Origin of the sequence: Flavobacterium cryophilum (assembly GCF_048286555.1) — a bacterium.
In the GTDB taxonomy this organism is placed as follows: Bacteria; Bacteroidota; Bacteroidia; order Flavobacteriales; family Flavobacteriaceae; genus Flavobacterium.
The window spans coordinates 35,173-48,178 of record NZ_JBLVPZ010000008.1; the positions used below are offsets into that span (position 1 = coordinate 35,173).

Below are 13,006 nucleotides of genomic sequence, written 5' to 3' on the forward strand. Positions count from 1 at the left end.
AATTTATTAAACTTTATCTTACTAAAAACTAAATGCCAATCTTATTACTAAAAAACTAATATCAATATAAACTAATTGGATTTAGAATTCTCTTGAAATTTAATTTGTAACAAATACATCAAATTCAACTTGTTTTTGATTCAAATTCCCTATGTGACTTATTTAACTCTGATTGAGATAATTTTTTAAAATAATCATAAGTTCGTTCAAGACCTACTTGACGGGTAATTTTTGGTTCCCATCCTAAAAGAGTCCTCGCCTTAGTAATATCTGGTTGTCTCTGTTTTGGATCATCCTGAGGTAATGGATGATATACTATTTTTTGAGATGTTCCTGTCAGTTTTATGATTTCTTTAGCAAAATCATTCATTGTAATTTCATTTGGATTACCAATATTAACTGGATGAGCATAATCAGACATTAAAAGTCTATATATACCTTCAACTAAATCGTCAACATAACAAAATGCTCTTGTTTGTGATCCATCTCCAAAAATTGTCAAATCTTCTCCCCTTAACGCCTGACCTATAAATGCAGGTAATACTCTTCCATCATTAAATCTCATCCTTGGCCCATACGTATTGAAAATCCTAACTATTCTTGTGTCTATCCCATGAAAGGTATGATAGGCCATAGTAATAGCCTCTTGAAAACGTTTAGCCTCATCATACACACTTCTTGGCCCTACTGGGTTTACGTTACCCCAATATTCTTCTGGCTGTGGATGTACTGTTGGATCACCATATACTTCAGATGTTGAAGCAATAAGAAATCTTGAACCTTTCTCCTTTGCCAATCCTAATAAATTATGTGTACCTAACGAACCTACTTTTAATGTTTGTATTGGTATCTTTAGATAGTCTATCGGACTTGCCGGTGATGCAAAGTGCAAAATATAATCTAATTTTCCAGCAACATGAACAAAATTTGAGACATCGTGGTTATAAAATTCAAAATTCTTTAATGGAAATAAATGTTCAATGTTTTTTAAATCACCAGTAATTAGATTGTCCATACCAACAACTTGGTAACCTTCCGCAATAAATCGATCACACAAATGTGACCCTAAAAATCCTGCTGCCCCTGTAATTAAAACCCTTTTACTCATTGAAATTTATTTTTGCATTATTTTATTAATTGGACAAAACAATATTTTACCCCCCAATTCCTTTATATACAAAGCCAATATTCTCCAATTCTGCTTTATTTAAAACATTCCTTCCATCAAAAACAAAAGCAGGCTTTTGCATCGAATCGTATATTCGTTGCCAGTCATACGTAACAAACTCATCCCATTCGGTAAGCACAGCAATAGCATGTGCCCTTTCACAGGCTTCATAAGGATTGTCAAAAGACACGATATTGTTGGCATTAGCTACAGCAGTTCTACTCTCCAGATAATCCAAATCAGCCAAAACTTTCTTTCGCGATACTTTAGGGTCATAGACCGCAATTTGGGCCCGCTCGTTGATCAGATCATCTGCCACATAAATAGCTGCCGATTCTCGGGTATCATTAGTGTCTTTTTTGAAAGCCCATCCCAAAAACGTGATCTTCTTATCTGAAACAGTATTGTAAAGCGTTCGAACAATAGTATTGGAAAAACGACTTTTTTGATGGTCATTCATGATGATTACCTGCTCCCAATAATTAGCCACTTCATTCAATCCGTATGATTTTGCAATATAAACCAGATTAAAAATGTCTTTTTGAAAACAAGAGCCCCCAAATCCAACTGAAGCTTTTAGGAATTTAGAGCCAATTCGGCTGTCCATTCCTATCGCTTTGGCCACCTCATTGACATCTGCACCCGTTTTTTCACATAGCTCCGACATCGCATTAATCGACGAAATCCTTTGTGCCAAAAAAGCATTGGCAGTCAACTTTGACAATTCCGACGACCACACATTGGTAGTCAATATTTTATCCGAAGCAACCCAATTAGAATAAACATCAACAAGTGCCTGTATTGCCTTTTGTCCCCCTTCTGAAGGATCACCTCCAATAAGAATCCGATCAGGATTCAACAAATCCTGTACAGCCGTTCCCTCAGCCAAAAACTCCGGATTCGAAAGAATTTGAAACTGAACTCCATTACCGGTATTGTCCAAAATACTTTTAATAGCCTCGGCAGTCCGTACCGGCAAAGTCGATTTTTCCACCACAATTTTATTGTCCTTGGCGATCTTTGCAATCTGTCTGGCACACAATTCGATAAATTTCAAATCGGCAGCCATACCCTTACCTTTTCCATAGGTTTTGGTAGGCGTGTTAACCGATATAAAAATAATTTGGGCTTCATCAATCGCCTTTTCAACATCAGTAGAAAAAAACAAATTTCGTCCTCTGGCTTCAGCAACAATGTCTGCTAAACCAGGCTCATAAATGGGAATATTGGCTACATCCTCATCATTCCAGGCCGCAATTCGTTCGGCATTCAAATCCACTACAGTCACTTCAATCTGCGGGCATTTCTGTGCAATAACAGCCATAGTAGGCCCGCCAACATATCCAGCCCCTATGCAACAAATTTTTGTAATCATTTTTCTTTACTATTCAGCATATTATTCTGTAATAAAATAATCATATTAGATTATTAAAATACTATTTGCTATTATCCAACTCTTTTTGATGTACCTCTCTCCTCAATCCTGAACTCGAGAACCGATGGTCTCGTGTATTGAAATACAACAGAATTCCTTTGGCTTCACAATACAGTCGCCCTGTAAAATCTTGTTCTCTATATTCATCGCCTACAATACGCACATCAATTTTAAACGAACGCAATATATCTTCCAAATCCTGTTCGGTAGCATAGGGGACAATCTCATCCACAAACTTACAACCTTGCACTTGTATGTATCGCTCTACCACAGTTTGTGCGGGTTGGTTTTTACCCGGTCGATCTAGCGTAGGATCCGTTTGCAAACCAACAATCAAATAATCACATTGTCGTTTCGCTTCTTCTAGCATTTTCACATGTCCTGCATGAAACAAATCAAAAGCACTAAAAGTTATTCCAACTCGTATTGTATTGCTGTCCATATTTACACTAATTGTTTTAAAATACGTCTAACTAAAAGAAATATAACAGTCAAAAACCCCGCTAAAAAACCACCTATCACAATTCCTTTCGCCTTCCCGAACTTTTCCTTTTTCAAGGGCAAAATAGGTTTATCAATCACTTGAATCAATGGTGTTTCTTTTCGTAACGTTACTTTAGCCAACTCCGTTTGTTTGACCAATTCAGTCAATATCGCGGTATTCGCCTGTACATCGACCTGTCTTCTGGCCGAAGGAGCACGGCGTACATTCATGGCGGGGTTCAAACCAAACGTATTGTCATTGGCCACTGCCACACCAGTAATGGCTCCGTTTAACTCACGACGAATAGAATCCGTTTGTCGTTCTAGGATATCCATATTCATTCGTGCTTTTTTGCTTTTGGTCGTCACGTAAAAATTAGATACCTCATTGACCAAAGCTTCCGCAAAATACTTCGAAAACAATTCATCGGTAGAAGACACATCAATAGATATAATGGCAACTTTCTTGTCTTTTTGAGCAACCGTTAATCCGTTTTTTGACAAACTTTCATACATACCTCCCAAGATACTGTCATGTACCCGCGTGAAATATTTTCTTTTTACATTCGGCAAAAACTGGATGTCCTTGAATTTGGGATTATCGTTCCATTTGCTTCTCCATCCGTTATTCTGAATATACATTTCAGCCAAAGAAATAACTTTACCATTGGAAGTAACAGGACTCAATAAGGTTTGTTCTACCATAGCACGAGACTTAAACAATTCGGTCAAATTAGAACCGGTAAAAATACTACCGCCACCACCGCCGAGGTCTAAACCAAGTGAACTGGCCAATCCAAGGGCACCGCCCAATCCACCGCCACCTTTTTCATCTTCTAATGCAAAGGACAAAGTCGCAGTATAAACCGGCTTTTTAATGAAGGAATAGGCCAACCCTAAACATGCCCCAATAATCCCTGCTAAAACAATAATCTTCCACTTCCCAAGCAAATAAGAAAACCATTCTCTTCCTTTTTCAATAAGTTCTTTTAACGATATTTCGTCGTTGGGTATTTGTTCGTTCATTTTTCGGTTTTCTGTTATCCGTTGTCTGTTAATTAGCCTGCCCCGAGTTTTTACCGAGGGGTCACTTCAAGTGATTTTATAAAATAGCGACAGGAGTTGCATAAAATTGTATCGAGAAGTAGATTATCGATTTTTCATTTGGCTCCCTTTAGGTCTGGGGTAAAACAAATTAAAAACGCCGCTCGGTTATCTGTTTTCATTTGTCTCCCTTTAAGGTTGGGGTAAAACAAATGAAATCCACTATCTGAACTCTGTTTTACTGTAAACTGAAACTGATCACTGATCACTAAACACTATTACCTAATCAAAGCGATTACAATCCCTGCCAAACTCGCTAATACTCCAGCGATACTGACAAATTCCCCAGTACTCATTTTTTTAACTTCCGGTTTTTCTGGTACTATAATTTGAGAACCCGCAGTTACTTTCGGATAGGATCTAATAAACAAGAATGAACTGGCCACATCCGCTTTACCATTTGGATAAATAATGTAGGCCTTTTTCTTCCAGCCTTTCGCATCAATTCCTCCTACAGCATTTAAATAATAATTAAATCCTTTCCCTTTCGTGTAAGGAATCTCTGAAGTCAACAATACATTACCCGCCACTTTTACACCTTCATTGTAAGCAGCCACTTCAATCTCATCTCCTGGAAATAAAGTCACATTGGTGTTGCTTTTTGGGTTCTTAACGATGGACTTCCAATCTACTGGAATAGTGGCATATTTTAAATCTTCTTTTAATTTTTTTTCTAATTTATTTTGAATGCTGTCTTTTTTGCCCAAGTTCAGATTCACATTTTCAAGATCTTCAATTTGTTTGGCTTGAATCGGTCTCTTGATCTTAACTCCTTCTATATTGGCAATTGATGTCAAACCGCCGGCTCTTTCAATTACATCAGACACTCGGTCTTTTTTACCAGCCAAAACATATTTACCGGCGTAATGAACCGCTCCACTGACGGTTACCATCTCAGGCTTTTCATACACCGCCATTTTTCTGATATTCACGACATCAAAAGGTTGCAAGGCAAAGTTTTGTAACTGTTCATTATTTTCTGCCGTAATCTCTAAATTAAACAATTGTGCTTTATTCGGATTGGCATCATCAATTTCTTCCGACTGAATCATTCTGGCCACTTCTACTCTTTTAGAAGCGGAACCGGTTAAGCCGCCAGCTTGAACCAATAGATCATTTAGAGTCAAATTCTCATAATAATCATAAACACCAGGTTTTTTTATTTCTCCATCGATAGTTATTTTATAGTCTTCTACAAAATCCAAAATCGAATAAACCGTTACGATGTCTTCTTTCTTCAACGCAACATCAGCTTCCAAATCTCCTGATAAGGCTTTACCCAAATCTACATTGACGATTTCCGTAGTTAAATCCGGTTGTAGTCGTATAATTCGTGCTCTATTGCTATAAGCATCTTCTTTCAAGCCATCCGCTTTTGCAATAAGATCTGAAATGCGCATGCCTTCATAAAAAGAATAAGTGTCGGGTCTAAAAACGGCGCCATCTATTTTAATCCGGTTTTCAAATCGATTTAAAATTTTAGTCACTCGAAACACATCACCAGAAAGCGGGGTATAGCTACTAAATTCGGATGCATTAATGTCAATTACTTTAAATTCTTTATCCGTTTTTTGCAAAACATTTACCGAAGCGGTGTATGCAAATTCATTGAATCCTGAAGCAAAAGATAATAGGTCCGAGAATGTTTCGCCCGGCTTCATCTCAAAAATCCCAGGACGTTTTACCTGTCCTTCGACAGTGACTCTTTGATTATAAGCAGGGATTCGAACGACATCATTATCCTTTAAACCCACATTATCCGACTGGTTTCCATTCACAAGGAAGCGATAAATATCAATATTCCTGTATACTTTATTATCTCTTAGCAATTCAATATTTCTATAACTTCCGTTCTTACCAGGGCCTCCACCTAAAAATAAGGCATTATAAACGGTTGCCAAAGAGGAAATTGAATAATTACCCGGTTGCTTGCTCCCTATTATTGTCACTCTGATTGTTCTGATGCGACTCAAAGTCACTGCTACTTGAGATTGTCCAGATCCTACTGTACTATACACTTTGGCAATGGCTCCTTTTATTTTTTGGGTAGCGGCCTCAATCGTCATCCCGGAAACGGAAATCTGACCTACATATGGAATGGTTATTTTACCTTCTGTAGATACGGGAATGCTCGCATTAAATTCCTGTACTCCATATACACTGACTTGCAATTCATCGCCAGGTCCCAATACATAATTTACAGGCGTCGCCAATTTCAAATTGGGTTCAAAATTCAACGTAGGATTATCGAACAGCTCCGAACCAAAAATCAAAGCATTGATAGAATCTTTTACTTTTGTATTGACAATTTTTTCTTGTTTTCTTCCAAATGCATCTTCTTTTTCAGTAGCATCGTCTGCTTTGTTATCCTTCTTAACCAATTCCGTTTTTGTCGCTGGCATTGCTAAACGTTCCTTTAATTTAGCAAACTCGGCTGCAGGCATTCCTTTTGCCAAAACCATCGGTTCCGCTTGCTCAATGGTTACATTATTGGTCTGCAGCTGCGTTTTAATTTTTGCAATATCACTATCTGATAAATAATCCACTTTTAACGTACTTAAATCAGTGCTTTTCAACAAGTCCTGTGCAAATGTATTGGAAGTCTGAAAAAGAGCAAACAACAAGATTAGGGTAGCAATTATTTTTTTCATATTTAATCTAAAATTTAATTTTATCAAATTCACAAGCTGTTAACTGTATCTAATTTTAAACACTCTATATGCAATAGGCTGGTATTAAATACAATGCACCGCTTCGCATAAGTAAGTCACATAATGGCCCTACTTTTTTTAAAAAATTTCTACAAATCTATAATAAAATTACAGGAAAATCTATCGTTACAGTAAGAAATATAAATCAAAAAAGCCACGTGTTTGGTTTATAAGAAAGTACTGGACAATAAATTTTGCTGTTGTTTTTTTGTGCGAAAGTAACAATAATAGTTAGAGAATGACAAAAAACCGTTAATTCCACAACGAATAGCAGCATTAAATAGAAAAAAGTTTACAAAATAAAAATACTTTGTAAACTTTTTTCTATTGAAGTCAAAAACTGGCAGTACTATCGCTTCAATAATTTCTTATACCAAGGCCCACTTTCTGCTTTGGAACCATAACCATAACCATAGCCATAGCCTTTTGTGGAATCGGTATCGTTAAGCAACAAACACATGTTTGGCAATTTCTGTTCTTTATGTAAAGTATTAGCGATATTCAGCATTCGTTTTTCTAAAAAATTAGCCCGAGCAACATAAATAAAACAGTCAGCATGTTTAGCAATTAATAATGTGTCAGTAACTAAACTTACTGGAGCCGTATCTACTATTATATAATCGTATCGATTTTTTACGATTTCAAAAAGAGTATCTACTTTCTTATTCATGAGTAACTCCGCAGGATTAGGAGGTATAATACCAGCAGGAAGAACATGAAAATCATCAAAGCCATCATATTTAACAATCAAATCATCCAAAACTAAATCTTTAGAGGACAAATAATTAGTCACACCACGATCTGGCAAAGTCAAATACTCATCCAATCTTGGATTTCTAATATCCATCCCAATCAACAATACCTTTTTACCAGATAATGCGAATGTAGCGGCAAGATTTGCGGAAACAAATGTCTTCCCCTCTTTAGGAAAAGTAGACGTCAAAAATATAGTTTTGGCTTGGCCATCGGCAACCTTGCTGATCATAAACTCTAAATTCGTTCGGATGATTCGCAACGCTTCTGCCGAACTGCTGCGGCTTTCTGATTTTATAATTTCCGAAGGAGTATCTGACGTTGGAACATCGCCTATAAAAGGAATTACTGTTTTCCCATCAAGATCCAAACGGCTTTTTATTTTAGTATCTAATAAATCCTTCAGGTAAATGATTCCGAAAGGAATTAAAAGTCCTAAGAACATAGCACCCAGATAAATGGTATTCTTTTTTGGGGCTACGGGAGTATCAGATCCTTTTGCAGCATCAATTACTCTCGCATTGGCTTCTGTTGCCGACAAGAAAATAGCAGTTTCCTCTCTTTTTTGTAACAAATACAAATACAGCTCTTCTTTTACTTTTTGTTGTCTGGCAATGACTCTAAACTGACGTTCCTGAAGTGGTATTTTTCCAAGCTTACTGTTTAAAAGTCCTTCTTGATTGTTTAAATCTCTTTTTTGAATGTTTAAATTCGACTGCATGCGCGTCAGACTGGCGGCTACATTTGACTTTAAAGACAAAATTTGCTGCTCCATTTTTATCACCGTAGGATTTAAGTCGGTTGCTGATTTCAATATCCGATTCCGATCCAGCACCAATTCATTATAGGAACCAATTAACTCAGTAGCTTCCCCACTTACAATGTTAGTAGGCAACAAGTCGGATTTTTTGCTGTTTTTCATAAAATCCAGCATCGAAGCAATCACATGGAGTTGGAGATCTGTTTCCACTCCTTTTTTATCGTATTCATTGGATCCTTCAATAAAAAGGTTTGCCTCGGTTTCAATGTCCGTCAATTGATTATTATTCTTGAAACTTTCGACATTTTGTTCCACCCCGTCCAATTCATCAGTAATCAAAGCCAGTCGGTTTGCAATAAATTTAGAGGTATTCGCCGAGATAAAATTTTTGTCGGCAGCTGCCTCTTCATTGTAATTTTGAACCAGATTGTCTAAAAAATATTCCGCTTTTTCCAGCACTGGGTCTACAACCGAAAGTTCAACAATACTGCTGGTTTCACTCAAAGGAGCCACGCTTAATCTTGCTCTAAAGCTTGCTGCTATATCTTCTAAAGGACTGATCACAATAGTAATGGGCTCGTAATTTTCACTACCACTATTAGTAGATAAAGTCTTATTAATCACCAAAGTTCCAAATTTAGTCACAATCGGTTGCCCATATTGATACCCATTTTTATTGGGCTGCAGAATATTTTTTTCTGCGGATGCATCTTCTAATTTGAAAGTAGTAGCTGAAACCGCTACATATCTATAAGACCGTCTTGCCGTATAAAAATCAGGTTTTTGTTCAATAAAAGTCACCATAATAGGTGAATTTTTAAAAAGATCGGTGTTGACAATCTTCCCTTCAACAACAAAGGCTATATTTAGGTTCATTTTTCGAACCGTATTTTCAATTAAAGTTCTTGATTTTAGAATTTCAATTTCGTTATCCAGATTACTTTTTCCACCTCCAATTCCCATATCGGCAAAAGCGGCTAATTCAGACGACAAGCCTCCATTTTTTTCATCTTTAACTAATATAGTTGTTGATGCGCGGTACTGAGGAATTGTATACCGTAAGTAAACATAGGCGATAGACAAACTGACGAAGGCTCCTAAAACAAACCATTTCCAATGCGATGCATATTGCTCTATAATAGCGCTGATTTGAAAATCCTGATCTGAATTTTCGTTTAACATATTATTTTCCATGAAAGCGTTTTATTTTGAAGTGGTAATTATCAATGTTGTTAAAGTAATTAAAATCGAAACAACCGAGAATATTAAACCTGTACTAGGGTTAACGGCTGAGACATTTATTTTATTTTGGTTGGGCTCTACATACACCACATCATTCTGAGCCAAATAGTAAAAAGGAGAATTCATAAATCCAGCTTTTGTGATATCAACTCTGTTGTACGATTTAACTCCGTCTATTTCTCTAATAATCAAGATATTATCTCTCTTGCCGTATACAGTCAAATCGCCCGCCATACTCAAGGCTTCAATCAGAGTGATCCGCTCTGAAGCGATAGGATACGTACCCGGAGCACTAACTTCTCCTTGTACAGATACTTTAAAATTTGTAATGCGAATACTAATGATTGGGTTTTTGATGTATTGTGATATCTTGTTGTTTAGCAATTGAAGCGCAGCTGTTCGACTTAGACCACTGACTTTCAGCTGTCCTAAAGTGGGGAAATCAATGAATCCACTTGCATCCACTAAATAAACTGATCCTGTATTACCGCTAGTGACCGTTTCACTGGACATATTTAAACTGAAACTATTTGCTATTTCAGGATCCTCTGCGTAAACAGAAATCATCAACATATCATCAGGTTGTATTTTAATTTCGTACGAATTTGATTTTTCCTGAGTTCCGAAGGTATCAACATCTTGGTAATAAATCATGTCTTTTTTGGAAGCACAAGAAAACAATAGTGCTAAAAAGAAAAAAGGAATTGATTTTTTGAATACGAAAAAATATTTCATGTATTTTTATTTTTTTAGGGAGCAAATATAGCCATTCACCCGTTGGGTATAATTAGTTTTCTGTAATAATTTTTTTACCTCCGTAAATTTCAAAAAAAAACAGCCTCAAAGAACCGCCTTTACTGCCTGATCATAGGGCTATAGATACCTCATTAAAAATAGCTAGCTACGCGTTTACAGCAGTCTGATTGATATACTTTTGTATAAAGGAAAAATCACCTAACAAGAGTTACTCCTGCGTTTTATCTTTTATCGAAAGAACAAAATAACGTTCGTTTATTATTAAAAACAACGTGATTTTCATTCCTTACACGCCTGAAATAGAATACGCAATCCAAGAACTATCATAAATAGGATGGCTTTCCAGAAGAGTTCTATGTTGCTTTTTTAAAAATTTCACTCCGATTCCTGTTGTATCAAAAGTAGACACTTACAACTGATCGGTTTTTAAAAAAGGAACCTCAACACATTCCTCCTGTCTATCTAACACTTCGTAAGCAGAATTCATGCTCTTAAATTCCGGCACAATCTTTTTCATTTGGGCTACCATGGACTCATTGGCAAACAAATTAGCAATGCTGATTAATTGATCGATGTCGGTGTGCAGGTTTTCAAACTCTTCCTGAATTTCCTGTGCAATCATGATTTTAGCATGATGCGTTGGAATCGATTTGGACGTATCGTTGAGCAATTCTTCAAATAATTTCTCTCCAGGTCTTAAGCCCACAATTTGTATTTTAATGTCTTTTTCCGGTATGAATCCGGCTAGTTTAATCATTTTTCGAGCCAAATCAATAATTTTAACCGGTTTCCCCATGTCAAAAATATAAATCTCTCCTCCATTACCCATTGCACCAGCTTCCAGCACTAATTGACACGCCTCCGGTATAGTCATAAAATACCGAATGATGTCCTTGTGGGTGATGGTCAATGGTCCTCCTTCGGCAATTTGTTTTGTAAACAATGGCACAACAGAACCATTAGATCCTAACACATTTCCAAAACGTGTCGTTATAAATTTGGTAGCTCCAGAACCTTTCTCCATCTGATCTTTCAGCTGCAGGGACTGAACGTATTTTTCGGCTATCCGCTTGCTGGCTCCCATCACATTACTAGGGTTTACCGCCTTATCCGTAGAGACCATAACAAATTTCTTCACGTTATAACGACACGATAAATCGGCTAAATTTTTAGTTCCTTTAATATTAGTGAATATCGCCTGACAGGGATTTTCTTCCATCAACGGCACATGTTTATAAGCTGCAGCATGATAGACAACATGCGGACGGTAGGTTTTAAAGAGTGCATCCATGGCCTCTCTGTTTCTGACATCGCCAATTACCGTGCGTATTTTTGCTGTGGTACTGATGCTTTCGGTTTCCAGTTTCAAGTGATGCAAGGGGGTCTCCGCCTGATCTAGAATAATAATTTTTTTAGGATTAAACACCAATATTTGTCGCACGATTTCACTCCCAATAGAGCCTGCTGCACCGCTTATCAAAACAACTTTATCTTTCAGTTCTCTCGAAATGCCTTTGTTGTCCAGCACTATCGGTTTTCTTTCCAGCAAATCTTCAATCTGAATGGTTTTTACTTTTTGGGAAATTTCTTTTTGATTTTCCCAATCCGAAATTAGCGGAACGGTAAATACTTTATAATTATACTCTAAACACTGATCTACAATGACAATTTGTTCTTCTTTAGACAAACTTTTATCGGCTATAATGACACTTTGGGCACCTATAGAACGCATTAACGTAGGCAACTTTTTCTTTTGCACCAGAATCGGCAGATTCAACATGCGCTTCGAGGAATTTTGATTGTTCTTATCCACAAATCCTACAATTTTAAACCGGCTGGGGGTTTCAAATTTTAAGGCGTTAGCAACAGATATCGCATTGGCATCCGTACCATAGATTATAGTTCGTATTAACTTGTTGGTATTTTTTTCTGACAAATAAAGTTCAAAGGTTTGCTTAACGACGACACGGTATAAAAACAACCCACAAAAAGAAAGGACAATATTGATAAAAAGAGCGGTGTTCAGGAATGCCTTCTGATTAAAAAACACTTCAATCAGGAAATTGCCGATCAAAAAGACAATCAATACCGACATCTGTGAAAACAGCAACTTTACCGCATCAATATTAGAAGAATGCCTGATGATCCCGGAGTAGGTTCTGAATAGCCAAAAGAAAAACAGATTAGTTCCAAAAAAGCTAAAAATTAAAATCCCGCTGTGATTGGCACTAATATAATTCATTCCTATTCCTTTAAAGATCAAAAAAGTAAAAAGGAAGGAAATGGCAAGTACCATAAAATCAATCATGACTATGATCCATCGGGGTAAATACCCCAAATTGTGCATGTTAAGTCTTCGATTTACTCTTGAAAAAGAATCAGAAATAAACCGAGCTACATTTTTGTTTATATCAGCGTTCAAAATTGGTTGGTTTTAGGTTGTGGTCTTCAAACGAAATTGAAGCCTAGTGTACGAAAATAAAACATTTTCTTATTCGTATGTATTATTAGTGTAGAAAAAAATAAAGATAATATTCAAAAGTGCAAATTTATTGGTTTAACACTCTTACAATTACTTTTCTGTGCTCAATAAA

8 protein-coding genes are annotated in these 13,006 nt (G+C 36.6%); all 8 read right to left on the bottom strand.

Annotated elements, in window-relative coordinates; translation table 11 throughout:
• Nucleotides 1-124: 124 nt before the first annotated feature.
• The 8 genes from ACNQGJ_RS12040 to ACNQGJ_RS12075 all read right to left on the bottom strand — a co-directional run bounded on the left by ACNQGJ_RS12040 (nucleotide 125) and on the right by ACNQGJ_RS12075 (nucleotide 12,759).
• Nucleotides 125-1,108 carry a UDP-glucuronic acid decarboxylase family protein gene (locus ACNQGJ_RS12040; protein WP_417973080.1) on the bottom strand — a complete coding sequence of 328 codons (984 nt, stop codon included), beginning with the start codon at nucleotides 1,106-1,108 and terminating at the stop codon, nucleotides 125-127.
• Nucleotides 1,109-1,154: 46 nt separating this feature from the next.
• The gene (locus ACNQGJ_RS12045) at nucleotides 1,155-2,543 is read right to left on the bottom strand and encodes a UDP-glucose 6-dehydrogenase (RefSeq protein WP_417973082.1); all 1,389 of its coding nucleotides are present in this window, start codon (nucleotides 2,541-2,543) and stop codon (nucleotides 1,155-1,157) included.
• Between the two features lie 61 nt (nucleotides 2,544-2,604).
• Nucleotides 2,605-3,030, bottom strand: coding sequence for an adenylyltransferase/cytidyltransferase family protein (locus ACNQGJ_RS12050; protein ID WP_417973351.1), 426 nt, complete (start codon nucleotides 3,028-3,030; stop codon nucleotides 2,605-2,607).
• A gap of 17 nt (nucleotides 3,031-3,047) precedes the next feature.
• Entirely contained in the window at nucleotides 3,048-4,112 is a 1,065-nt protein-coding gene (locus tag ACNQGJ_RS12055; RefSeq protein WP_417973084.1) for a Wzz/FepE/Etk N-terminal domain-containing protein, read from the bottom strand.
• A gap of 296 nt (nucleotides 4,113-4,408) precedes the next feature.
• A complete protein-coding gene (locus ACNQGJ_RS12060) occupies nucleotides 4,409-6,841 on the bottom strand; it encodes an SLBB domain-containing protein (protein WP_417973086.1) in 2,433 nt (810 codons plus the stop codon).
• 409 nt (nucleotides 6,842-7,250) lie between these two features.
• Nucleotides 7,251-9,608, bottom strand: a complete 2,358-nt coding sequence (locus tag ACNQGJ_RS12065) for a GumC family protein (protein ID WP_417973088.1) — start codon at nucleotides 9,606-9,608, stop codon at nucleotides 7,251-7,253.
• A gap of 9 nt (nucleotides 9,609-9,617) precedes the next feature.
• Nucleotides 9,618-10,391 carry a polysaccharide biosynthesis/export family protein gene (locus ACNQGJ_RS12070; RefSeq protein ID WP_417973090.1) on the bottom strand — a complete coding sequence of 258 codons (774 nt, stop codon included), beginning with the start codon at nucleotides 10,389-10,391 and terminating at the stop codon, nucleotides 9,618-9,620.
• A 430-nt stretch (nucleotides 10,392-10,821) separates the two neighbouring features.
• Nucleotides 10,822-12,759 (bottom strand): polysaccharide biosynthesis protein, encoded by a 1,938-nt coding sequence (locus tag ACNQGJ_RS12075; RefSeq protein WP_417973353.1) that lies wholly within the window; start codon nucleotides 12,757-12,759, stop codon nucleotides 10,822-10,824.
• Nucleotides 12,760-13,006: the final 247 nt, after the last annotated feature.